Here is a 23,188-nt window from a genome sequence, read left to right on the forward strand (position 1 = left end):
ATCAGTCGCCCGACGCAGCGTTCCCGGAGCAAACGAACCATCATAAAAACCGCCGGACCAGTTAGGCACGGCGGCGCAATGCCGGTTCGAATACTATAGGCTCAGCGCGACGGCGAAGTGATTGCTCCCTATGCAATCAACGCAGCGCATGAGCACAATGCTTCCTGTCCCTGAAAGCGCCCAGCGGCCTGCATGACTGCACCATTACGCTGATGTTAAGCATAATTACGCGCAATCGGGATTTTCTCCATGTTGAGAAAATAATCCCTCTGGCATTCTCTCCTGATTCGGCGGGTGTGCCACGATCCCGCCATAAAGGCGCGAATCAGCCTTCGTTCTCGGGGGGTACATCCCCCCGCTGCGCCAGGCTTTTGGGGAGGTCGGGGGCGCCTTCGACGCGGTCGCGGAACAGGGTGGCGCGGGCCAGCAGCATCAAGGTGATCGGGGTGGTAATGGTCACGAACAGGAAGATCGCGATCTCGTGCAGCACCAGGCGCTGCTGCGTCAGCGTGAAATAGATGGCCGAGCCGAAAAGGATCAGCCCGCCGCCCATGCTGGTGCCCATGGTGGGCGCATGGATGCGCAGGTAAAAATTGCCCAGCCTGACCAGGCCCAGGCAGCCGGCCATGGTCAGCAGCGCGCCGATGACCACCAGAGCCGACACCAGAATGGAAAGCCAGAGGGGCAGGTCCTCGATCATTCGATCACCTCGCCGCGCATGAGGAATTTCGCCAGCGCTACCGTGCCCACGAAACCGAGTAGTCCGATCAACATGGCCAGCTCGAAATAGACCTGCGAATTGGTGCGGATGCCCAGCGTGATCAGCATCAGCAACGCCACCACATAGAGCGCATCCAGCGCCAGGATGCGGTCCTGCGCGCGTGGCCCCATCACCATGCGATAGAGCGTGGCCAGCATGGCGATGCCGAGCATGAACTGGGCGGCAAACAGGCTCCAGAAGAGAATGGCGGTGCTCATTGGAAAATCTCCAGCAGCAGCGATTCGTAGCGGTTCTTGATGGTTTCAACCCAGTCGTCTGCATCGACCAGGTCGAACACATGGATGAGGACCACGCTGCGGTCGCGGTCATATTCGAGCCAGGCGCTGCCCGGCGTGGCAGTGATCAGCGTCGCCAGCACCGCCAGAGCGAAAGGATTGGTCAGTTCCAGCTTCATCTCGACAAAGCCGGCCGTCGGCCTGGGCCGCGGATGCAGCAGCACCCAGAGCACGGCGAGGTTGGAGCGTATGATGTCCAGTCCGGCCACGAAGACCAGCTGCAGCACCTTCAGCGGCCGGCGTACGGTCAGCGGTTCGGGAATGACGGCATTGGCGAGGATGGACACCCCGATGGCGATTGCCGCGCCGAGCAGCATATGCCCCAGGCCCGCCGATTGCTGCAGCACCAGCCAGAAGATGAATAGCACAACCGCAAGGATCGGGTGGGGAAGGATCTTGCTCATCCCTGGCCTCCCTGGGGCAGCACCATGTCGATATAGCCGGTGGGCGAATGCAGGAACATTGCGGTTTCGCCCAGGAAGGTCATGGCCGGTCCCGCCGCCACTGCCATCAGCACGCACAACGCCAGGAGAGCGACGATCGGCGCAATCTCCATCGGCCTTAGCCGCAGCGAGCCTTCCGGCAACGACGTCCAGAAGATGTTGATGCCGTTACGGACCATCGAGATGAGCACGAAGAGCCCGGATACGATCACCGCGCCGATAAACCACCAGGTGGCGGCCGAGGGCGCCCCTTCGGCATTGATCGCCGCCGAGATCATGGTGAATTTGGCGAGGAACCCGGAGAGCGGCGGCAGGCCGGCCATGACCAGGGCCGCCACGGCAAAGCACCAGCTGATCAGCGTTGCCGCTGCCGGAATGGTGCGGCTGACTTCCTGGTCTTCGTCCAGTTGTTCGTCCTCGTCACCATAGAGTTCGAGCGACACGGCGAGAACCTGTGCTTCGGCCGGCAGGATCTGGTCGATCACGTCCTTGAGCAGGAACAGCGCACCCGCGGCCAGCGTCGCCACCACCACGTAATAGAGCGCTCCGGTGGTCACCCCCGGGGCATTATAGGCGACCGCCAGCAGCAGCGTTCCGGCGGACACCAGGATGAGATAGCTCGCCAGCCGGTCCAGTGCCTTGCAGGACAGGGCCCCGATACTGCCATAGGCGATGGTGGCCACGCCGATGAAGAGCAGCGTGTTCTGCCCGAACGTATATTCCGGACCTGTGCTATTGGCGAAGACCAGCGTCCAGAGCCGCAGAATGGCGTAAAAGCCCACCTTGGTCATCACCGCAAACAGCGCCGCCACCGGTGGCGCGGCCGCCGAATAGGTATTGGGCAGCCAGAAATGCAGCGGCCAGGCGCCGGCCTTGATCAGGAAGGCCACCCCAAGCACGGCGGCACCGGCTTCGAACAGGCCGCGATCCTCCGCCGCAATGGTGGGGGCCACGCGGGCGATATCGGCCATGTTGAGCGTTCCGGTCGTGCCATAGATCAGCGCCACGCCGATCAGGAACAGGAACGAGGCAACCAGGTTGATGGCGATATAGTGCAGCGCCGAGCGCACCCGGTTGCGGCCGCCGCCATGCAGCACCAGCCCATAGGAGGCGGCCAGCAGCAGTTCGAAGAAGACGAAGAGATTGAACAGGTCGCCGGTGAGAAAGGCGCCGTTCAGCCCCATGGTCAGTGCATGGAACAGCGGGAAGAAATTGGTGCCCTTATTATACCAGCGCGCCGAGGCATAGACGAGCGAGGCCAGGGCCAGGATCGAGGTGGTCAGCACCATCAGCGCGGCCAGCCTGTCGGCCACCAGCACGATGCCGAATGGCACCGGCCAATTGCCGAGCGGATAGACCGCGGCGGCCGCGCCGCCCGACTGCGCCAGCACCACGAACAGCAATAGCGATACCAGCACCAGAATGACGCTGAAGGCGATGTTGAGCCCCAGAACCCGCGATTTGGTGCGCATGTCGCCCAGCACCAGATTGGCGATGGCGGCAGCCATGGGGACGAGAATGGGCAGGATGGCAATATGGTTCATGCCCGTCATCTCAGTTCCCCTTGCCGTCGACATGGTCATTGCCGGTGACGCCGCGAGCGGCCAGCATGACGACGAGGAACAGGGCGGTCATGGCAAAGCCGATGACGATGGCGGTCAGCACCAGCGCCTGCGGCACCGGGTCGGTATAATCGGCAGGGTTGGCGTCCGATCCCGACAGAATGGGGGCAGCGTCCATGCGCAGCCGGCCCATGGCCAGGATGAACAGGTTCACTGCATAGGACACCAGCGACAGGCCCACGATCACCTGGAAGGTGCGTGGACGCAGCAGCAGATACACCCCGGAAGCGGCCAGAACGCCGATGGCAATGGCGAGCGTCAGTTCCATTTGTCGAGCCCCTCCCGGATCTTGGGCTTGGACGACCCCGCCGCCTTCGGGCGACGGATGGATTGGTGGGCAAGCGCGATAAGCATGAGCACCGTGGCGCCGACCACGAGCGCGAAGACGCCGAGATCGAACAGCAGCGCTGTGGCCATTGGCACCTTGCCGATCAGCGGAATATCCGCATAGGCAAAGGCCGAGGTCAGGAAGGGGGCGCCCAGCGCCATGGCGCCGAGACCCGTCAAGAGTGCCAGCAGCAACCCCCAACCGATCCACAGTACCGGCAGGATGCGCAGGCGCTCCTCCACCCAGCGTGTTCCGCCCGCCATATATTGCAGGATGAAGGCCAGCGACATGACGATGCCGGCGATGAAGCCGCCGCCCGGCAGATCGTGGCCGCGCAGGAACATGTAGATGGCCACCACGATGATCACCGGGAACAGCCAGTTCATCATCAGCGCTGGAATGCGCAGGAAGTCGTCGGCCACGTGCTGGCCCGACCCATTGGCATATTCGTCGAGTACCCGCTGCTGCTCCGGCCGTTCCACGCTGTCGGCTGCCGGGCGGAAACGACGCAGCAGCGCGAACACCGTCAGCGCCACCATGCCCAGCACGGTGATTTCGCCCATAGTGTCGAAGCCGCGGAAGTCCACCAGCATGACATTGACCACATTGGTACCGCCACCCTCGCTATAGGCATTGGCAAGGAAGAAGTCCGAAATGCCCTCGGGTGCCTGGCGGGTCATGATGGCGTAGCTGGCGACCGCCGTGCCGATGCCCACGAGGCTGGCCAGGGTGAAGTCGCGATAGCGCCGGAAGCGGGTCGGCCAGTTGAGGTCCTCGGCGACCGGCATGCGCTTGGGCAGCCAGCGCAGGCCGAGCAGGATCAGGACCGTGGTGGCGATCTCCGCCAACAACTGGGTCAGCGCCAGGTCGGGCGCCGAGAACCAGGCGAAGGTGATGCAGGTCGCGAGCCCCGCGCCGCCGAGCAGGATCATAGCCACGAGGCGATGGAACTTGGCCTGATGCGCCGCGGCAATAGCGCTGATGCAGCCCAGAAGCCAGATGATCCCGAGAATGGGGTCGAAATTGTCGGGCAGTGGCAAATTGCCGAGTTGCGCCCAGCCGGCGCCGGTGCCGGCGCACAGCGCCAGCAGCACGACGATGAAGATCTGTGGTTGCAAGCGGTTGGTACCGAACACCGACACCACCTTGCGGGCCCAGCGATTGGTGGCGGTCACGAGGATACGCTCGAACACGCGTTGCCCGCGCAGTCCCCGGGTCAGCGGCACACCGTCGATATTCCGCAGGCGCCGGTAATAGGGCACGTAGATAATGGCCCCGCCCACCAGCGCGATCAGGCTCATCACCAGCGGCAGGTTGAAACCGTGCCAGATCGAGAGGCTGTAATATGGCGTTTCCGGTCCCAGCACCGATTGCACGGCGGCGGCAAGGTAGGGGCCGATGGTGATGCCGGGAATGATGCCGACGGCCAGGCAGATCAGCACCAGCAGTTCCACCGGGCGGCGCATCAGCGCCGGTGGTTCGTGCGGTACCACCTCGAGCTCAGTCGGCGGCGGCCCGAAGAACACGCCGTGCACGAACTTGATCGAATAGGCCACGCTCAGCATGCCGGCCAGCGTCGCGCCGATTGGCAGGGAGAGATTGACGAAGATATTGGGGTCGAACTCCGCCGTCTCGGTAAAGAACATTTCCTTTGACAGGAACCCGTTCAACAGCGGCACGCCGGCCATGGCGGCGCTGGCGATGATGGCGAAGGTGCCGGTAACCGGCATGAACTTGATCAGCCCGCTGAGCTTGCGCACGTCGCGCGTCCCGGCCTCGTGGTCGATAATGCCCACGGCCATGAACAGCGAGGCTTTGAAGGTGGCGTGATTGGCGATGTGGAAGATGGCGGCTACCGCGGCGAGCGGTGTTCCCATGCCGAGCAGGGTGGTGATCAACCCCAGATGGGAAATAGTCGAATAGGCGAGCAGGCCCTTGAGATCGCGCTGGAACAGCGCGGTATAGGCCCCGAAGATGAGCGTCACCAATCCCGTATATGTGACGATCCAGAACCACAGCTGGCTGTCCGACATCACCGGCCAGAACCGGGTGAGCAGGAATACACCGGCCTTCACCATGGTGGCCGAATGCAGATAGGCCGAAACCGGCGTCGGCGCCGTCATGGCATTGGGCAGCCAGAACTGGAAGGGGAACTGCGCGCTCTTGGTGAAGGCGGCGAGCAGGAACAGGATCAGCGTCACCGGATAGAGCGGGTGCTCGACGATCATCGAGCCCGAAGCCAGCACCACGTCGAGGTCATAGCTGCCCACGATATGGCCGATCAGCATCATCGAGACGAACAGCGCCAGCCCGCCCGTGCCGGTGATGATCAGCGCCATGCGCGCGCCGTCGCGGGCATCGCTACGGTGATACCAGTAGCCGATCAACAGGAACGAGACGAGGCTGGTCAGCTCCCAGAAGATGGCAAGCTGGATGATATTGCCCGACATGACCAGGCCCAGCATGGCGCCCATAAAGGCCATCAGCAGCGCGTAAAAGCGCGGCACCGGGTCCTTGGGCGACATGTAGTAGCGCGCATAGAGCACCACCAGAAGGCCGATAAAGGTGATGAGCACGCAGAACAGCCAGGCCAGCCCATCCATGCGGAAATTGAGCGTCAACCCAGCCGAGGCGATCCAGTCCAGCTTGTAGGTGACGACGCCGCCATCGGTAATGGCGGGGAACAGGAAGATGGTCAGCAGTAAACAGATACCGGCTACCGTGCCGCCCAGCCATGCCTCGCCGTTTCGGGCTCCGGCGGGCATTGCCACCGCGATCAGGCTGGTCAGGAACGGCAAGGCCCAAATGAGCGTGAGGGCAATGTCGGTTGGCATCGTGTTTCGCGACTACTCCACTAGTGTTGATCACTCTCTGCCTAAACGGTGAAGTGCGGATCGGCAACCCACACCAAATGCATATAGGGGCAAGTTTTTTGAAATTTTTGGCATCGCGTCAATTCGCCTCCCTCTCGATGTCGCGATGATGACAATCGGCGGGCTTCGACTTCTGTCGCGCGCCGTTTCTGCCCGTCCCTATGCTCAGCATCCCCGCCATTGCTGTCGATTGCCCTATGCCGCGCCCGGCAATGGCGTTGACACGCTGGCGGCCCCCGCTATGGTCCGCGCCAGTTACATTCAGGATGCCGCCATGTCGCACGCCCAGCTTGCCCAGATCATCGACACCGCCTTCGAAAACCGCGCCGACGTCAATTTCGGCACGACTGGTGAAATTCGCGATGCCGTCAACACCGCGCTCGACCTGCTCGACAGTGGCAAGGCCCGTGTCGCCGAGAAGGTCGATGGACAGTGGCAGGTCAACCAGTGGCTGAAGCGCGCCGTGCTGCTCTCCTTCCGTCTCAACGACAACGTGCCCATGACCGGAGGACCGCAGGGGTCGACCTGGTGGGACAAGGTGCCGACCAAGTTCGAAGGCTGGAGCGAGAACCACTGGCGCGAAGCCGGCTTCCGCGCCGTGCCCGGCGCCATCGTGCGCAAGTCCGCCTTCATCGGCAAGAACGCCATTCTCATGCCCAGCTTCGTCAATCTGGGCGCCTATGTCGATGAAAGCACCATGGTCGACACCTGGGTGACCGTCGGCTCCTGCGCCCAGATCGGCAAGAATGTGCACCTCTCGGGCGGTGTCGGCATTGGCGGCGTGCTCGAGCCGCTGCAGGCCGGCCCCACCATCATCGAGGACAATTGCTTCATCGGCGCCCGCTCCGAAATCGTCGAGGGCGTCGTGGTCGGCGAGGGCTCGGTTGTCTCCATGGGCGTCTTCATCGGTGCCTCCACCAAGGTGGTCAACCGCCATACCGGCGAAGTCCATATCGGCAGGGTGCCGCCCTATTCCGTCGTCGTTTCCGGCAGCCTCCCGGGCAAGCCGCTCCCCGATGGCACGCCGGGCCCGAGCCTTTACTGCGCAGTCATCGTCAAGACCGTCGACGCCCAGACGCGCTCCAAGACCGGCATCAACGAGCTGCTGCGCGACTGATCGAACGCGCTTTCGCCCGCGAGAGGACTGCAATATTGTGCCGGGGCCGGATGGGTCCCGGCACATTTGGTTTTTGGGAGGGGATAACCATGGATATCAAGTCGATGTTTCTCGCCAGTTCCGGCCGCATTTCGCGCCGTACCTGGTGGTTCGGCTCGCTGATGCTGATCGCGGCCAGTCTGGTGATCAATCTGGTCTTGGCCCTGATTGGGCTTGGGGTGAGTTCGTGGATGCCTCTTATCGTTTATCTGCTGATGATCTACCCGGCCTATAATCTCGGTCTCAAGCGTCGGCACGACCGCGATAATCCCGGTCAGGACTATCTCATTCTCCTCGCCGGCTCAGCCGTCTTCACCATCCTGCAGAGCCTGGGAATCGGTTATAGTCCGGTTGATCTGGGCAACGGCTTCGTCGGCATGATGCCCGGTCTCTGGATGTCATTGCTGCAACTGGCCTTCGCCATTTTCGGCATCTACATGCTGGTGCAGCTTGGCTTCCTCAAGGGCACCACCGGCGACAACAGCTATGGGCCCGATCCGCTGGCCTGATTTTTCCAGCCGACAAGGACGGCAAGCCATTCGTGACTGATCTTTCGACCGACTATGCCGTCCGCCTGCTCGAACGCCTCATCGCCTGCCGCTCGGTCACCCCCGAAGCAGCGGGCGTGCAGGATTTGCTCGCCCACGAACTCACCGAACTCGGCTTTGCCGTCACGCGCCTGCGTTTTGAGGGCGATGGCTCCTATCCCGTCGATAATCTCTTTGCCACGCGCGGGCAGGGCGGCCGCCGCCTGCTCTTTGCCGGCCATACCGATGTGGTTCCCCCCGGCGATGTCGCCAACTGGACCGCGGACCCCTTCGTGCCCCGCCATGCCGATGGCAAGCTCTATGGCCGCGGCGCCGCCGACATGAAGTCAGGGATTGCCGCCTTCGTCGCCGCCTGCGCCGCCACACCGCCCGAAGCCGGCACCATCCAGCTCGCCATCACCAATGACGAGGAAGCCGACGCCATCAACGGCACCGAGAAGCTGGTGGCCTGGATGGCCGAGAACGGCCACGCCTTCGATTTCGCCATTGTCGGCGAACCCAGCTCCGCCCAGACCCTGGGTGACAGCATCAAGATCGGCCGCCGTGGCTCGTTCTCCGGCAAGGTCACCGTCACTGGCACGCAAGGCCATGTCGCCTATCCCGACAAGGCCAACAATCCGCTTCCCGTGCTCGCTGCCATCGTCACCGCGCTGTCCAGCGAACGGCTCGATGCCGGCACCGACCATTTCCCGGCCTCCAATCTCGAGGTCACCACCATCGATGTCGGCAATCCCACCTCCAACGTCATCCCGATGAGCGGCACGCTGCGCTTCAACATCCGCTACAATGACAGCTGGACCCCGGACACGCTGGCCGATTGGGTCCGCTCCCGCATCGCCACTGTGCCCGCCAACGGCACCACCATCGCTTTCGAAGTGTCCGGCATCCCCTCGCGCGCCTTTCTGTCGCCGCTTAGCGCCGATATAGAAACGCTTTCGGCCGTTATTGCCGAGCGCAACGGTCGCCCGCCCGAATATTCCACCGGCGGTGGCACTTCCGATGCGCGGTTCATCGCCCAATATGGGCCGGTGGTGGAATGCGGCCTGGTGGGTCCCTCTATGCACAAGGCCGACGAGCATATCGCCGTCGCCGATCTCACCGGGCTCACCGAAATCTATCGCCGCTTCATGCAGCTCTATTTCGCCGGGGCAGGGCGATGAAAATCTGGGCGCTGCTCAGCGCCGCCTTTGCCGGCTGGGTCGAGATCGTGCGGGGCGAGGCCGATTGGCGTCGCCATTTCGTCATCACCATGCCCGGGCTTGTCACGGCGCTGGTGCTGTTCCTGGTCTTCGCCTTCCTTTCGGTGGTCGTCGCCTCCACCAGCGTCGGCATTCCCACCCTTTCGGGCTTCATTGCCGTCATGCTGGTGCAGGCCCTGGGCATTGTCGCCCTCGTCATCGGCCTCTACGCCACCCGCATGATGGTTCCCACCGAGGCGCGACTGCTCGATGCTCTGGTCCCCGGCGTCTATCTGCTGGTGCTCTACATCATCCTGGGCACCATACTGTCGCTGTTCGGCGGCGCGGTCCTGCTGCTGCTCTGGGCCATCATGGCCGTGCTGCTCTATCGCCTGGGGCGCATGGCCGCAGGCTGGCCGCTCGGCGTTTCGGTGGGCTTCGCACTTCTTACCCTGGTCCTCCTTGTCGGCATGCCCCTGACGCTCTACATGCTAACCGGACCCACCGCCGCTCCCGCCGCCTAAGACGAGACCAAAGCCCTTGGCCCAGCCTTCCCAGACATTTTTCGACGAAGCCACCAATGCCGTGCGAGGCTGCTGGGCCCTGATCACCGGCAAGCGCAATGCGTCGGCCTGGTTCGATTTCTCCCAGCGTGGTCTGGTGGGCAGTTTCGTCGCCGTGCTGATCGCCATGCTGCTGGCCGGCTTTGGCCCCATGTTGCTGGGCATTCCGGTGCGCGCCGGGGCGCCCACCCAGTCGATCATCGTCAACGCCATCCTCTTCGCCGCCCAGGCCGGCATGGCCTGGATCGTGCTGCGGCAAATGGGCCGTCAGGACGGATTCGTGCCTTATCTCGTCGCCACCAATTGGGTGACCCTGGTCTCGGGCGTGCTGCTGCTGATTTCGCTGTTCTTCGGCGAACTCGGCCTTGTCGTGCTGCTCGCCGTGGTGATCGTGGCCATTCTGACCTTCGTCAATATCGGCCGCTTCATCGTCACCCTCTCCGCCATCCAGATCGGCCTGCTCTTCGTCTCCCAGGCCGTCGGCGTCTTCCTGGCCCTGGGGATCGTCGCCATCTTCCTGCCGGTGCCGACCGTCTAGTTCACTTCGAACTGAGGTGCACTCGGTGCTCCTTCGCATCCCTGCTTGAGGCAGGGCTGTCGCATATGCGTTTGAGCGTGCTGCACACCCCCTCCCAAGCTCGCCCGTCAAGGGGGGGCGCATCGCGTTTGGGGTGAGATTTTGCCAAAGACACGGCCCGAACTCCCTCCCCCCTTGAGGGGGAGGGCCGGGGTGGGGGGTGGTTCAGTAGCCCACCGATGCCCCCCTCCCTCATTCCCTCCCCTCACGGGGGAGGGAGGCGAAAGAGTTGAGAGTTCATTTCAGTTTGAAATGACGTAGTTAGGTCTGGCGGCTGGATCAGTAATCCACGCCGGTGAGATAGAGCCCGCTTGCCGGCGCCATTGGGCCGCAGCGGGTGCGGTCGGCGGCGTCGAGCGCGGCGCGGAAATCGGCGGGGCTCCATTTCCCCTCGCCCACCAGCTTGAGCGATCCGACCATCGAGCGCACCTGATGGTGCAGGAACGAGCGGGCGCTGGCGGTGACCGAAATCACCTCGCCATCTCCGGTCACATCGAAGGCGTCGAGCGTGCGGATGGGCGAATTGGCCTGGCACTCTGCCGAGCGGAAGGTGGAGAAATCGTGCTGCCCCAGGATCAGCTGCGCAGCAATATGCATGCGGTCCACATCGAGCGGCTTGGCAACGTGCCAGACCTGGTTGCGCTCGATCGCTGCCGGAGCCCGGCGGTTGAGAATGCGATATTCATAATGCCGCGCCTTGGCCGAAAACCGCGCCTCGAACTCTGGGCCAACCGCCGCGCACGCGATCACCACCACCGGATGCGGCCGCAAGTGATAGTTGAGCGCCTCGCGAATGCGGAACGGATCCCAGTCCTTGCCGAGGTCGAAATGCGCCACCTGGCCCAGCGCATGCACGCCGGCATCGGTACGCCCGGCCGCCTGCGTCACCACCACCTCGCCGGAAAATCTTGCAATGGCCTCTTCCAGCGCCTGCTGCACGCTCATCCGGTCCGCCTGCCGCTGCCAGCCGCAGAACGGGGTTCCGTCATATTCGATGATGAGCTTGTAGCGTGCCATCAGCTGACTGTGGCCGGCAGCGGCCCGGCGCCGCGGAGGAAAGTGCCAGCGTCCATAGCGCCCTTGCCTTCGCGCTGCACCTGGATCAGCCGCACCGCGCCCGTGCCGCAGGCAATGGTGAGCCCATCCCCGATCAACGCCCCTGGCGCGCCGCTACCCTCGACAAGGCTCGAGCGCAGCGCCTTGATGCGCACCGGCTTGCCGCCCAGATCCAGCTCGAACCAGGCCCCCGGGAACGGCGAAAGCCCGCGAATACGGTTATGCACCTCATCGGCGCTTTGGGAAAAATCGAGCCGGGCCTCGGCCTTCTCGATCTTGGTCGCATAGGTCTCGCCGCTTGCCGGCTGCGGGGTGAAATCGAGGCTGCCGCGCTCCAGCGCCGCCAGCGCACGGCTCATCAGGTCGGCCCCGACGCGCATCATCTGGTCGTGCAATTCGCCCGCCGTCATCTCCGGTCCGATGGCAATGATCTCGGTCGGCCCCATGGCGCCGGTATCGAGGCCTTCATCCATCTGCATGACCACGATGCCGGTCTGTTTGTCGCCCGCCATGATAGCGCGCTGGATCGGCGCCGCCCCACGCCAGCGCGGCAGGAGCGATCCATGGAGGTTAAGACACCCATATTCTGGCGCGTCCAGTACCGGCTTGGGCAGGATCAACCCATAGGCCACCACCACTGCAACCTCGGCACCGAGGGCGGCGAACTGCGCCTGCTCGGCCTCGCCCTTGAGCGATCGTGGCGTGAAAACCGGAATGCCGAACGCCTCGGCCGCTTCATGCACCGGGCTCCGGCGCTCGGTCTGTCCGCGCCCCGCCGGCTTTGGTGCCCGCGTATAGACCGCCACCACCTCATGCCCGGCCGAGACGATCTCGGTCAGCGTCGGCACGGAAAATTCGGGCGTACCCATGAAAACGACGCGCATGGCCGGAGCCCTTCGATCTGGATGCTTGTTTTATCGTCATTGCCCGGATTGATCGGGCAATCCATCGGCGGTTGCCTGGATCACCGGGTCAAGCCCGGTGATGACAGTATTCAACGCGACAGTGTCCGATTACCGCGCCGCCAGCTTCGCCTGCTTGTCGAATTTCTTGATCACGCGGTCGCGCTTCAGCCGGCTCAGATAATCGATATAGAGCACGCCATCGAGGTGATCGAGTTCGTGCTGAATGCACACGGCCAGCTTGCCCTCGGCGTCCTTGGTGATTTCCTTGCCCTCGAGATCGGTATAGGTCACCGACACTTCATTGGGCCGCTCCACCTCGTAATAGAGCTCGGGAATCGACAGGCACCCCTCTTCGGTCACCTGCATCTGCTCGCCGAAATGAGTGATTTCCGGGTTGATCATCACCAGCGGGGCAGGGGGCTCGCCCTCGCCGGCCAGGTCCATCACCACGATGCGCTTGAGCACGCCGATCTGCGGCGCAGCCAGGCCGATGCCCGGCGCGTCATACATGGTGTCGAGCATATCCTTGGCCAGCGTCTTGATCTCGTCGTCGACCTCGACGATCGGATCGGCAACGGCGCGCAGACGCGCATCTGGAATGATCAAAATAGGGCGGATGGCCATGGCAGGGAGTCCGGCAAAAATGGGATTGCCCCCGATATGGCGATTTCCGCCGGTCCGGTCAACCATATGGCACCGCGATAGAACATTCTGTGAACACCCGAATCGATCTAGAGATGGTGCATGGACAGCACTCTCTTCACCCTCGGCGATATCCCGATCACTCTTGCCATGGCCGTCGCCTCTGCCGTCGGTCTCGTGCTGGTGCTCTTGCTGGTCCTGCTGCTTTCGGCCCTCCGCTCGGGTCGCGCGCGTGCCGCCGAAGCCATGGCGCAACAGGCGCGCTCGGCCGAGCTTGAGCGCCATCTCGCCGGCCTGATGCAGGTGCAGTCGGAAATGACGGGCCGCATGCAGACCATGTCCGAGATTTTCGGCTCCCGCACCTCCGACCTCGCCAGGCTGGTCAATGAACGGCTGGATTCAACCTCCCAACGCGTCGGACAGGCCCTGCAGGAGACTAGGACCCGCACCGACGAGGGCCTGAGCAAGCTGCATGAACGCCTCGCCGTCATCGACCGCGCCCAGTCCACGATTTCGGCGCTTTCTTCCGAAATCGTCTCGCTGCAGTCCATCCTCTCCAACAAGCAGACGCGTGGCGCCTTCGGGCAGGGGCGGATGGAAGCCATCATCGCCGATGGCCTTGCCCCCAATGCCTATGCCTTCCAGTCGACGCTCTCCAATGGCTCGCGTCCCGATTGCGTCGTGGTCATGCCCAATGGTGCGCCGTCGCTGGTCATCGACGCCAAATTCCCGCTCGAGAGCTGGCAACGTCTGAGCACGGCTTCCTCCCCCGAGGAATTGCGTCAGGCCCAATCCGGCTTCCGCGCCGACCTCGGCGTCCACATCAAGGCCATTTCGGAAAAATACCTGATCCCCGGAGAGACGCAGGACACCGCCTTCATGTTCGTGCCGTCCGAATCGATCTTTGCCGATCTGCATGAGCATTTCGAGGACGTGGTGCAGCGCGCCGCCCGCGCCCGGGTGGTGATCGTGTCGCCCGCCCTGCTCATGCTCTCGATCCAGGTCATCCAGGCGCTGTTGCGCGACGTGCGCATGCGCGAGCAGGCCCATCTCATCCAGAAGGAAGTGCGTGAGCTCTTGGCCGACATCACCCGCCTCGACGAGCGGGTCAATCGTCTCCAGACCCATTTCACTCAGGCGCAAAAGGACATTGGCGACATCGTCATTTCGTCGGGCAAGATCGCCCGCCGTGGCGACCGCATCGACGCCATGGATTTCGAAGACCAGCCGCGCCTGGCCGAGGACTGATCAGGCGCTTTTCCGATCACATTCCCGCCGCCACCGAACCGACCCTCTGCCTCCGCGTTGAGCCAGCAACCCAACCCTGGAGGCCAAGATGGCTCAGCCCCGCGACAATTCCGATGCCCTTATCCCCGTCGATGCCGTACTCGACGCCGGCGATCAGCCGGTCCTGTCCTTCCCCTATAGTCAGGACGAGATCGAGGACCTGCTCTATGGCGCCGACCGGCCGGTAGAAGAGCGCATGCAGCGCCTGCGTGACATGCGCGAGGAACTGGTGGCGCGCGAAAGCGGCGACTTCGGCGACCAGGACCCCAAGGCCATCATGGTGGAAATCGACCGCGCGCTTGAGGAGTTGCAGGCCGATAGCGACTATGCCGACGAAAACGGCGCACTCGATGCCGCCATTGCCATCGATCCCAACGACCATCTCGACGCGCTGTCGCCCGACGATGTCGAAGCCCGCCAGGCCCTGACCGGCGAGGAAGACGAGGACAGTGACGAAAATTTCGACGCCGAACTCGAAGACGACGAGATCAACGAAACGCTGGGCCTGCAATAGGCGAACGCAACCTAAATCTGCGTGCGGGCCTTGAGCGCCTGGCTCAGCGTGCCCTCATCGAGATAGTCGAGTTCCCCGCCCACCGGCACGCCATGGGCCAGGCGGCTCACCTTGACGCCGCTGCCGTCCAGCCGGTCGGTGATGTAATGTGCGGTGGTTTGCCCCTCCACCGTGGCATTCATCGCCAGAACGATCTCGGCATAATCCGGTGCGCGTGCGATCAGCGCATCGAGATTGAGATCGTCGGGCCCGACCCCATCAAGTGGCGACAGCACGCCGCCCAGTACATGATATCGCACCTGGCCGACGCCCGCTCGCTCCAGCGCCCAGAGATCGGCCACATCCTCGACCACGATCAGCATGCCGCTCTCGCCGCGCCTGGGGTCCGAGCAGATCGAGCAGGGGCTCATGGTGTCGATATTGCCGCAGACCTCGCAGGTGCGCACGGCAAGCACCGCCCGGTCCAGCGCCGCCGATAGCGGCAGCATGAGCTGGTCCTTCTTCTTGATCAGATGCAAGACCGCCCGCCGCGCCGAGCGCGGGCCCAGGCCCGGCAATCGGGCCATCAGCTGGATCAACTGTTCGATTTCCGGTCCGCCGGATGCCATTTCAGTTCACCGGATCGCCCTCTCCCTTGTGGGAGAAGGTGGCGCGCAGCGCCGGATGAGAGGTGAGCGGCACTTAGGCCGCTCGACTTTGCTTTGCCCTAAGGCCTAGAACGGAAACTTCATGCCCGGCGGGATCGGCAGGCCGGCTGTCACGTCCTGCATCCGCCGCTGCATTTCGGCCTCGCTCTTGCCCTTGGCGTCGGTAAAGGCGGCGACGATCAGGTCTTCCACCATCTCGGCATCTTCGGGCTTGAGCAAGCTGGGGTCGATCTTGATCCCGCGCACATCGCCCTTGCCCGAAAGCGCCACGACCACCATCCCGCCGCCCGAACGGCCTTCCACCACCAGCTCGGCAAGCTCGGCCTGCATGGCCTCCATCTTGCCCTTCATTTCGCTGGCGGCTTTCATCATGCCCATGATGTCTTTCATTCGTCGTCCTCTTCGATCGGGGGCGCCGGCAGGGCCTCGGCAACGGCGGCCTCGTCGCGCACCGTCACATTGACCAGCTTGGCGCCGGGAAAGGTATCCATGATGGCTTTGACCAGCGGATCGTCATGCGCCGCCTGTGTCGCTGCCTGCTTCTTCTGCTCGTTTTCCTGGCGGATGGTCAGCCCCTCGGGGGCCTTGGTCGAGACCATCACCAGCCAGCGCTCGCCGGTCCAGGCCTGCAGCCGCGCCGAGAGCGTCGCGATCATACCGGGATCGGCGCCATCGGCCAGCGCCACCTCAATGCGGCCCTGCTCGAAGGAAATCGGGCGCATTTGGCCTTCCAGCGCTAGCTTGACCAGCACGTCGCGCTTGGCCTGCGCCAGGGCGATCAAATCCTTGTAGCTGGTCAGCGTGGCGAGGGCCGGCTGCGCCACCGCCTGTGGACGCGTCACCGGATTGGGCGTGCTCACCGCCACTTCCATCGGCGCGGGACTGTGCTGCATCGCCTCGACCCGCATGGCCGACGCGCCGCCCGAAGAGCCCGAAGGTCCGCGCGGCGGCAAAGCCGGTGCGCTCTGGCTCGAAACAGCCACCTGTCCCTGTTGCGTCAGCTTGGCAATCACCTCGTCCGGGCTGGGCAGATCGGCGGCATAGGCCAGGCGAATGAGCGTCATTTCCGCCGCCTGCAGCGCATTGCCGGCGCGGCTGGTTTCTTCATTGCCCTTGAAGAGGATCTGCCAGGCCCGCGTCAGCGCCCGCATCGGCAGCCTTCCGGCGAGATCGCGGCCACGCGTTCGCTCATCCGGGGTCAGCGCGGCATCATCGGCTGCGGCGGGCACCACCTTGATGCGGGTGACCAGATGAGTGAATTCGGCCAGATCGCCCAGCAGCGTCTGCGGGTCGGCACCCAGATCGTAGAGTTCGCGCAGTGCTGTCAGCGCCTCCCCGATCCGCCCGCCCATCACGTCTTCGAACAGGTCGATGATCCGCGCGCGGTCGCCCAGCCCCAGCATGGCCTTGACCGTGGCCGCCGTCACCGCGCCATTGCCATGGGCAATGGCCTGGTCGAGCAGGCTCAGACTGTCGCGCGCCGAGCCTTCGCCTGCCCGCACGATCATGGCGAGCGCGTCGGCCTCGAAGCCAATGCCTTCCTGCCCGAGGATCTTTTCGAGATAGCTCGACATGATCTCGGCAGGGATGCGGCGCAGGTCGAAGCGCTGGCAACGCGACAGGATGGTGATCGGGACCTTGCGGATTTCCGTGGTCGCGAAGATGAATTTCACATAGGGCGGCGGCTCTTCCAGGGTCTTCAGCAGCCCGTTAAAGGCCGCCGTGGAGAGCATGTGCACCTCGTCGATCACATAAACCTTGTAAGGCGCCGAAACCGGCCCGTATTTCACCGAGTCGATGATCTCGCGAATGTCGCCAATGCCGGTATTGCTGGCGGCGTCCATCTCCACCACGTCCACATGCCGTCCCTCGATGATGGCGCGGCAGTGATTGCCCTCCACTTCGAGATCGAGCGTGGGGCGGCGGCCGCTGGCATCCTCATAGTTGAAGGCACGCGCCAGGATACGGGCTGTGGTGGTCTTGCCCACGCCCCGCACGCCCGTGAGAATAAAGGCATGGTGGATGCGGTTCTGCGCAAAGGCATTGCCCAGCGTCTGCACCATGGCATCCTGTCCCACCAGGGTGGAAAAGTCGCGCGGGCGGTATTTGCGCGCCAGCACCAGATAGGGGGAGGTCCGCTGGTCAGCCATGCCGCCCCTCCGTGCCGCGCTGCATTGGGATTCTGCCTTCGTTCATGTCCGGACCATAGGGCAAGCCGCGTTCGACCGCAAAAGCCTATCGAGGTTTTGCGGGGCGCTCATGCCCAGTTGTGAACAGATTGAGTAGGAGGCTGGCATCGACCCGTGAGGATCTCGTTGGGGCTGCTTCCTTCCGGACCTGACCCGGTTGGCGAGGAACACGTCCGCGCCAACCTCCCGAGAGGCTATATGCGGATTCTTGGCCAAGGATGCAAGAGGGAGTGGCCCTCGCTTCGCCCACACGATAAAAACACGTCACCTTGAAGTGATCCACTTGGCCACTTGTGTCGTTATGGATGCGCCGGTCTCAATTGGAACCCTCCATGTCCGCCCAAGCCTCCCGAGACGAAATCTCCGATCTGCTCGCCCGCTGCGTCTTGCGCGACCAGGCCGCTTTTCGTGATCTCTACGATCGCACCAGCGCGAAACTGTTCGGCGTCCTCCTGCGTATCTTGAAAGACCGGGCCGAAGCAGAGGAAGCGATCCAGGAAGTGTATGTAAAGATCTGGTATCGGGCCGATCGGTTCGTTGCCGGCCAGGCCAGCCCCATCAGCTGGCTGGTGGCCGTCGCCCGCAATCATGCCCTCGACATTTTGCGCACCCGCCGCCCCGCCGCGGCCGATATCGACGCCGCGCTCGATATTGCCGATCCCGCGCCGTCGCCCGAGCGCATGACGGCCGACAGCCAGGATCGCGCCCGCATCGAACATTGCCTTGGCACCCTCGAAAGCGATCGCGCCGATGCCGTGCGCGGCGCCTATCTCGATGGCTATTCCTATGAAGAATTGGCTTCCCGTCACGCCGTGCCGTTGAATACCATGCGCACCTGGCTGCGCCGCAGCCTCATCAAGCTGAAAGACTGTCTGGCGGCATGAGCATGGGTGACGACAATAATGCTGAAATGGGCGATGCCCGCCTGACCCAGGTGGCCGAATATGTGCTCGGCCTGCTCGATGCCGAGACCCATATTCGCGTGGGTCGCGCCATCGAAGCCGACCCGCGCCTGCGCGCCGAACGCGATTTTTGGCAGGCCCGCTTTGCCGGCCTCGATCGCGAATTCGAAGAGGTGGCGGCGCCCGCTCATGCCCTGCGCGCGGTGGAAGCGCGCCTCTTCGGCAAGGCGAGTGCAACCGCGACACGCTGGTTCGATTCCCTCTTTCTCTGGCGCGGCCTCGCCGCTGGCGCTTTGGCCGTGGCTGTCGCCGTGGTTGGTTTCGGCCTCATGCGCCCTGCCAGCGACTCGACCGCTCTGACCCAGCAATTGGTGGCTGCGCTTCAGTCCGAAGGCAGCGATGTGCAGTTCATCGCCGTCTATGACGGCGAGGGCAATGTGCGTCTGGCCGGTTTGTCCGGCGCGGCCCAGCCCGGCAGCGATTTTGAACTTTGGGCGATTCAGGGCGGGAACAATCCCATCTCCATGGGCGTTATTCCTGCCGGTGCCAAAACCAGCGTCCCCCTTTCGCCAGCGATCAGCGCGGGTTGGGGCGAAGGCTCGGTTCTGGCGATCACGCTCGAACAAGCCGGCGGCTCGCCCGATGGCAACCCGCACGGCCCCGTCGTTGCCCAAGGCGTCGTCACCAATATCTGACGGCGCTATTCACAGTTGTTTTCTGCATTTTTCAAGCAATCGGCTCTTCGATGGGGCTGATTGCTTTTCATTTTCCGCGAATGTGGCGCCGAAAAAAATAATCGACAAAAATGCGAAAAAAATGAAATCGGCTGAAACTTGTTCTTTGAGCCTTCGTAACTTCCCGTGACCCCGCTGAAACATGGGGCAAAATCGAGGAAGGAACAAACAGATGACTCTCTCTTTGCGTACGCTTTTCGTTGCCGGCATGCTCTCCGTCTCGGCTCTCTCGGGCACTGCCTTCGCCCAGGACAATCCTGAAGTCGGTGGCGCGCCGATGTATGCCGACAAGAACATCGTCGAAAACGCCGTGAATTCGGCTGACCACACCACGCTCGTTGCCGCCGTCCAGGCTGCCGGCCTGGTCGAAACCCTCCAGGGTCCTGGCCCGTTCACCGTATTGGCTCCCGTCAATGCCGCCTTCGAAGCCCTGCCTGCCGGTACCGTCGAAAACCTGCTGAAGCCGGAAAACAAGGATGCGCTGGTCAAGGTCCTGACCTGCCACGTCATCCCTGCCAAGGCGCTCTCCACCGACATCGTCTCGATGGTCGAAGCTGATGGCGGCGAACATGTCGTCGACACCGTGGGCGGCTGCAAGCTGACCCTCAAGGCCACTGACGGCAAGGTCACCGTGACCGACGAAAACGGCACCGTTGCCAATGTCACCATCCCGGACGTCATCCAGTCCAACGGCGTGATCCACGTCATTGACGCCGTCCTGACCCCGAAGATGTAATCCTCGGCATCGTGCGGTTCAGGGTGGGAGGGCTTGCGGATTTCCGCAAGTCCTCCTGACCCATGTCCGGCCTCTAGCGTCGCTTCGGGCCCACGTCGCGCCAGTCTCCGGGCGCCAGGCCCTCCAGCGTCCAGTCCCCGATGCGCCCGCGCACCAGCCGCAGCGTCGGAAAACCCACGGCCGCCGTCATCCGCCGCACCTGCCTATTGCGTCCCTCGCTGATGGTGAGCGATAGCCAGCTGTCCGGCACGCTCTTGCGAAACCGCACCGGCGGATCGCGCGGCCAGAGTTCGGGTGGCTCGATCATTTCCACCTTGGCCGGCCGCGTCGGCCCGTCATTGAGTTCTACGCCCCGGCGCAGACGCTCCAGCGCCTCGGGTGTCGGCACACCCTCCACCTGTACGAGATAGGTCTTTTCCAGCTTGAACTTCGGGTCGGCAATCCGCGCCTGCAGCTTGCCGTCATCGGTCAGCAACAGCAGTCCCTCGCTGTCTTTGTCCAGCCGGCCGGCCGCGTAGACGCCGGGCACGTCAATGAACTCGGCCAGCGTCCGGCCTTCGCCGGTAAACTGGGTCAGGACGTTGAACGGCTTGTTGAAAAGGATGAGGCGCGACATCGCCATGGCATCCGGCATGGCGGGGCGTTCGTCAAGCGGCTGCTGGCGCTTTCGTGACACCCAACTGCCCTCCAACCCTTGCCCGAAGCGGCAACGCTGGCTATGCCCATGAGAACAATTCCAGGCGCTGCGCCGGAAAATCGAGGAGTTCGCCTTGGCCAAACGCCGCCACCCCACCTCTTTGCGCACATCCGGCGAGGACGTGGTCGTCTCCAAAAAGGTCCCTGACACCCCCCAGACGCGCAGTGCTGCCTATCGGCTGGCCTTCGCCGATGACGAGTTCATGACCTCCGAAGACACGCGCGGCATTCGCTTCCAGCTCGAATATCTCAAGACCGAGTTCCGCCTGCGCGAACACGGCATCACCTCGACCGTGGTGCTGTTCGGCGGCGCCCGCATTCCCGAACCCAGCAAGCCGGCCTGGGCGGCGCGGAACGAAACGCAGAAGCGCAATCTCGAAGCGGCGTCACGCTATTACGAGGAAGCCCGCCGCTTCGCGCAACTGGCCTCGCTGACTTCCGCGACCGCCGACTACAAGGAGTTCGTGGTGGTTACCGGCGGTGGCCCCGGTGTGATGGAAGCGGGCAATCGCGGCGCCGCCGATATGGGCGCGCCCTCCATCGCGCTCAATATCGTGCTGCCGCACGAGCAGGCGCCCAACCTTTACGTCACGCCCGATCTCAGCTTCAATTTTCACTACTTCGCCACCCGCAAGATTCATTTCCTGCTGCGGGCCAAGGCCGTCGCCGTCTTCCCCGGCGGTTTCGGCACCATGGACGAATTTTTCGAAACGCTGACCCTGATCCAGACTGGCCGGATGGAGCGCGTGCCCCTGCTGCTCTTCGGCCGCGATTTCTGGACCAAGGTGCTCAATCTCGAAGCCCTGGCCGAGGCCGGCACCATTTCCCCCGAGGACATCAATCTCTTCAGTGTCGTCGACAAGGCCGAAGAGGGCTGGGACATCGTCCGCCAGTTCTATGATCTTCCCCAGGTGGGAGAGCCGGCCTGGCTCGGCGGCTGAAACACGCGACCTTAACGGCATTGCCACACTAGCCAGCTAGATTGCCGCAATTACTGCGGGGGCAATGCGTTGGAAACTTTCGATCTCGTCGTCATCGGTTCGGGGCCTGCCGGGCGCCGGGCCGCCATTCAGGCCGCCAAGCTCGGCAAGTCGGTGCTGGTGGTGGAAAATCGCCTGCGGCTCGGTGGCGTCTCGGTCCATACTGGCACCATTCCCTCGAAAACCCTGCGCGAGACGGTGCTCAACCTCTCCGGCTGGCGCGAACGCGGCTTTTATGGCCTCGCTTATCGCGTCAAGAAGGATATCGAGGGTAAGGATCTCGGCGCCCGCCTGCGCAAGACGCTCGACTACGAGATCGAGGTGCTCGAACATCAGTTCGCCCGCAATGGCGTGCGCACCTTCGGCGGCATCGCCCGCTTTCGCGACGATCACCATATCTGTGTGACCGATCATCTCGGCGACGAACATCTCTTCGGCTTCCACAACGCCATCATCGCCGTTGGGACCGCACCCTACCGTCCGGCCAATATTGCCTTCGACGATCATACCATCCTCGACAGCGACAGCCTGGTCAGCGAATTGCGCGTGCCGCGCAGTCTCACCGTTGTGGGCGCCGGCGTCATCGGCATCGAATATGCCACCATCTTCTCCGCCCTCGACGTGCCGGTGACCATCATCGAGCCGCGCGACAATTTCCTCGATTTCATCGACCGCGAGATCATCGAGGAGTTCACCCATGATCTGCGCCAGCGCGGGGTGACCCTGCGCCTGGGCGGCAAGGTCGATCATGTGGAAAAGGATGCGCAGGGCTGGGCCATCGCCCATCTGACCGATGGACGGCAAATCCGCTCCGACATGCTGCTCTATGCAGCGGGCCGCGTTGGCGCCACTGCCGATCTGGGGCTCGAATGCTGCGGCGTGGTCCCTGTCGAGCGCGGCCGTCTCAAGGTCGACCCGGATACCTTCCAGACCGAAATTCCCCATATTTACGCCGCCGGTGACGTCATTGGTTTCCCGGCGCTGGCCTCCACCTCGATGGAACAGGGCCGCATCGCCGCTCTCCATGCCTTCGGCGCCAAAATGCCGCCGGCTCCGGCATTTTTCCCCTATGGCATCTATGCCGTGCCCGAAATCTCCACCATCGGCCTCACCGAAACGCAGGTGCGCGAGCAGAAAATCCCTTATGAATGCGGCGTCGCCCGCTTCCGCGAAACCTCGCGTGGCCACATCATGGGCCTGCAGTCGGGCATGATGAAGATGATCGTCTCGCTGGAAACCCGCAAGCTGCTCGGCGTCCATATCGTGGGGGAGGGCGCCACCGAGCTCATCCATATCGGCCAGGCCGTGCTCAATCTGGGCGCCACGCTCGACTATTTCGTCGAAAACACCTTCAACTATCCGACGCTCGCCGAAGCCTACAAGATCGCCGCCCTCGACGCCTGGAACCGCATGCCCCGCGTTACCCCGGTCGCGCCCGTGATGGACAAGGCCACGCCCACCCCCGACGCGAGCCCGGACACGCCGGAGCCGGTCAAAGGCTAGGACTTGTAATGCCCAGGAGCCACCGGCACGAGCCTCAGACCATATGCGAATGC

General features: G+C 63.5%; 24 protein-coding genes, 1 other RNA gene and 1 pseudogene. 12 read left to right on the top strand and 14 right to left on the bottom strand.

Annotated features, from left to right (window positions below; all coding sequences use genetic code 11):
* Window positions 1-325: 325 nt before the first annotated feature.
* The 6 genes from mnhG to DEVEQU_RS05315 are packed head-to-tail and all read right to left on the bottom strand — an operon-like array spanning window position 326 to window position 6,283.
* The gene (gene mnhG, locus DEVEQU_RS05290; RefSeq protein WP_126149535.1) at window positions 326-700 is read right to left on the bottom strand and encodes a monovalent cation/H(+) antiporter subunit G; all 375 of its coding nucleotides are present in this window, start codon (window positions 698-700) and stop codon (window positions 326-328) included.
* Complete coding sequence (locus DEVEQU_RS05295; protein ID WP_126149536.1) at window positions 697-978, bottom strand: K+/H+ antiporter subunit F; 282 nt, start codon at window positions 976-978, stop codon at window positions 697-699. The genes mnhG and DEVEQU_RS05295 overlap by 4 nt, the downstream gene beginning before the upstream one ends.
* Complete coding sequence (locus DEVEQU_RS05300; protein ID WP_126149537.1) at window positions 975-1,460, bottom strand: Na+/H+ antiporter subunit E; 486 nt, start codon at window positions 1,458-1,460, stop codon at window positions 975-977. The genes DEVEQU_RS05295 and DEVEQU_RS05300 overlap by 4 nt, the downstream gene beginning before the upstream one ends.
* Entirely contained in the window at window positions 1,457-3,043 is a 1,587-nt protein-coding gene (locus DEVEQU_RS05305) for a monovalent cation/H+ antiporter subunit D (protein WP_126149538.1), read from the bottom strand. The genes DEVEQU_RS05300 and DEVEQU_RS05305 overlap by 4 nt, the downstream gene beginning before the upstream one ends.
* 10 nt (window positions 3,044-3,053) lie before the next feature.
* The gene (locus DEVEQU_RS05310) at window positions 3,054-3,389 is read right to left on the bottom strand and encodes a Na+/H+ antiporter subunit C (protein WP_126149539.1); all 336 of its coding nucleotides are present in this window, start codon (window positions 3,387-3,389) and stop codon (window positions 3,054-3,056) included.
* A complete protein-coding gene (locus DEVEQU_RS05315; protein WP_126149540.1) occupies window positions 3,380-6,283 on the bottom strand; it encodes a monovalent cation/H+ antiporter subunit A in 2,904 nt (967 codons plus the stop codon). The genes DEVEQU_RS05310 and DEVEQU_RS05315 overlap by 10 nt, the downstream gene beginning before the upstream one ends.
* A gap of 313 nt (window positions 6,284-6,596) precedes the next feature.
* Here DEVEQU_RS05315 and dapD point away from each other — a divergent pair, with 313 nt between their 5' ends.
* From dapD to DEVEQU_RS05340, 5 genes are all read left to right on the top strand, one after another.
* A complete protein-coding gene (gene dapD / locus DEVEQU_RS05320; RefSeq protein WP_126149577.1) occupies window positions 6,597-7,439 on the top strand; it encodes a 2,3,4,5-tetrahydropyridine-2,6-dicarboxylate N-succinyltransferase in 843 nt (280 codons plus the stop codon).
* A gap of 89 nt (window positions 7,440-7,528) precedes the next feature.
* On the top strand, window positions 7,529-7,987 hold the full coding sequence (locus DEVEQU_RS05325; protein WP_164550262.1) for a DUF805 domain-containing protein: 459 nt from the start codon (window positions 7,529-7,531) through the stop codon (window positions 7,985-7,987).
* 32 nt (window positions 7,988-8,019) lie between these two features.
* On the top strand, window positions 8,020-9,186 hold the full coding sequence (gene dapE / locus DEVEQU_RS05330; RefSeq protein ID WP_126149542.1) for a succinyl-diaminopimelate desuccinylase: 1,167 nt from the start codon (window positions 8,020-8,022) through the stop codon (window positions 9,184-9,186).
* A complete protein-coding gene (locus DEVEQU_RS05335) occupies window positions 9,183-9,728 on the top strand; it encodes a hypothetical protein (RefSeq protein WP_126149543.1) in 546 nt (181 codons plus the stop codon). Before dapE ends, DEVEQU_RS05335 begins: the two co-directional genes overlap by 4 nt.
* 16 nt (window positions 9,729-9,744) lie before the next feature.
* Window positions 9,745-10,305: a hypothetical protein gene (locus tag DEVEQU_RS05340; protein ID WP_126149544.1), complete on the top strand. Its 561-nt coding sequence runs from the start codon at window positions 9,745-9,747 to the stop codon at window positions 10,303-10,305.
* A 318-nt stretch (window positions 10,306-10,623) separates the two neighbouring features.
* Here the strand turns inward: DEVEQU_RS05340 and truA are convergent, their stop codons facing one another.
* The 3 genes from truA to def all read right to left on the bottom strand — a co-directional run bounded on the left by truA (window position 10,624) and on the right by def (window position 12,929).
* Window positions 10,624-11,361, bottom strand: coding sequence for a tRNA pseudouridine(38-40) synthase TruA (gene truA, locus DEVEQU_RS05345; protein WP_126149545.1), 738 nt, complete (start codon window positions 11,359-11,361; stop codon window positions 10,624-10,626).
* Window positions 11,361-12,284, bottom strand: a complete 924-nt coding sequence (gene fmt, locus DEVEQU_RS05350; RefSeq protein ID WP_126149546.1) for a methionyl-tRNA formyltransferase — start codon at window positions 12,282-12,284, stop codon at window positions 11,361-11,363. Before fmt ends, truA begins: the two co-directional genes overlap by 1 nt.
* A 129-nt stretch (window positions 12,285-12,413) precedes the next feature.
* Window positions 12,414-12,929: a peptide deformylase gene (def, locus tag DEVEQU_RS05355; protein WP_126149547.1), complete on the bottom strand. Its 516-nt coding sequence runs from the start codon at window positions 12,927-12,929 to the stop codon at window positions 12,414-12,416.
* A gap of 120 nt (window positions 12,930-13,049) precedes the next feature.
* Between def and DEVEQU_RS05360 the strand changes: the two genes are divergently transcribed.
* Together DEVEQU_RS05360 and DEVEQU_RS05365 are read left to right on the top strand one after the other, a co-directional pair.
* The gene (locus DEVEQU_RS05360) at window positions 13,050-14,195 is read left to right on the top strand and encodes a DNA recombination protein RmuC (protein WP_126149548.1); all 1,146 of its coding nucleotides are present in this window, start codon (window positions 13,050-13,052) and stop codon (window positions 14,193-14,195) included.
* Window positions 14,196-14,283: 88 nt separating this feature from the next.
* Window positions 14,284-14,748, top strand: a complete 465-nt coding sequence (locus DEVEQU_RS05365; RefSeq protein WP_126149549.1) for a hypothetical protein — start codon at window positions 14,284-14,286, stop codon at window positions 14,746-14,748.
* A gap of 11 nt (window positions 14,749-14,759) precedes the next feature.
* On the opposite strand, the gene recR is transcribed toward DEVEQU_RS05365, so the two are convergent.
* The 4 genes and pseudogenes from recR to ffs form a co-directional block, all read right to left on the bottom strand.
* Window positions 14,760-15,356, bottom strand: coding sequence for a recombination mediator RecR (gene recR, locus DEVEQU_RS05370; RefSeq protein ID WP_126149550.1), 597 nt, complete (start codon window positions 15,354-15,356; stop codon window positions 14,760-14,762).
* Between the two features lie 105 nt (window positions 15,357-15,461).
* Window positions 15,462-15,785 (bottom strand): YbaB/EbfC family nucleoid-associated protein, encoded by a 324-nt coding sequence (locus tag DEVEQU_RS05375; protein ID WP_126149551.1) that lies wholly within the window; start codon window positions 15,783-15,785, stop codon window positions 15,462-15,464.
* Window positions 15,782-17,548 (bottom strand): annotated as a pseudogene (locus DEVEQU_RS05380) (DNA polymerase III subunit gamma/tau); the annotation flags it as partial. The gene DEVEQU_RS05375 and the pseudogene DEVEQU_RS05380, both read right to left, overlap by 4 nt.
* A 128-nt stretch (window positions 17,549-17,676) precedes the next feature.
* An RNA gene (gene ffs, locus DEVEQU_RS05385) (signal recognition particle sRNA small type) lies at window positions 17,677-17,772 on the bottom strand.
* A 144-nt stretch (window positions 17,773-17,916) separates the two neighbouring features.
* Here ffs and DEVEQU_RS05390 point away from each other — a divergent pair.
* The 3 genes from DEVEQU_RS05390 to DEVEQU_RS05400 all read left to right on the top strand — a co-directional run bounded on the left by DEVEQU_RS05390 (window position 17,917) and on the right by DEVEQU_RS05400 (window position 19,956).
* Window positions 17,917-18,468, top strand: a complete 552-nt coding sequence (locus DEVEQU_RS05390; RefSeq protein WP_126149553.1) for a sigma-70 family RNA polymerase sigma factor — start codon at window positions 17,917-17,919, stop codon at window positions 18,466-18,468.
* Between the two features lie 2 nt (window positions 18,469-18,470).
* Entirely contained in the window at window positions 18,471-19,181 is a 711-nt protein-coding gene (locus tag DEVEQU_RS05395; RefSeq protein ID WP_164550263.1) for an anti-sigma factor, read from the top strand.
* Between the two features lie 211 nt (window positions 19,182-19,392).
* Window positions 19,393-19,956 (top strand): fasciclin domain-containing protein, encoded by a 564-nt coding sequence (locus DEVEQU_RS05400; protein ID WP_126149555.1) that lies wholly within the window; start codon window positions 19,393-19,395, stop codon window positions 19,954-19,956.
* A 73-nt stretch (window positions 19,957-20,029) separates the two neighbouring features.
* Here the strand turns inward: DEVEQU_RS05400 and DEVEQU_RS05405 are convergent, their stop codons facing one another.
* The gene (locus tag DEVEQU_RS05405; protein WP_206437793.1) at window positions 20,030-20,632 is read right to left on the bottom strand and encodes a pseudouridine synthase; all 603 of its coding nucleotides are present in this window, start codon (window positions 20,630-20,632) and stop codon (window positions 20,030-20,032) included.
* Window positions 20,633-20,726: 94 nt separating this feature from the next.
* On the opposite strand from DEVEQU_RS05405, the gene DEVEQU_RS05410 reads away from it, so the two are divergent.
* The gene (locus DEVEQU_RS05410) at window positions 20,727-21,593 is read left to right on the top strand and encodes an LOG family protein (protein ID WP_126149556.1); all 867 of its coding nucleotides are present in this window, start codon (window positions 20,727-20,729) and stop codon (window positions 21,591-21,593) included.
* Window positions 21,594-21,662: 69 nt separating this feature from the next.
* Window positions 21,663-23,135, top strand: a complete 1,473-nt coding sequence (sthA, locus tag DEVEQU_RS05415; protein ID WP_126149557.1) for a Si-specific NAD(P)(+) transhydrogenase — start codon at window positions 21,663-21,665, stop codon at window positions 23,133-23,135.
* Window positions 23,136-23,188: the final 53 nt, after the last annotated feature.

The sequence above is a fragment of the Devosia equisanguinis genome (assembly GCF_900631955.1).
Classification (GTDB): Bacteria; Pseudomonadota; Alphaproteobacteria; order Rhizobiales; family Devosiaceae; genus Devosia; species Devosia equisanguinis.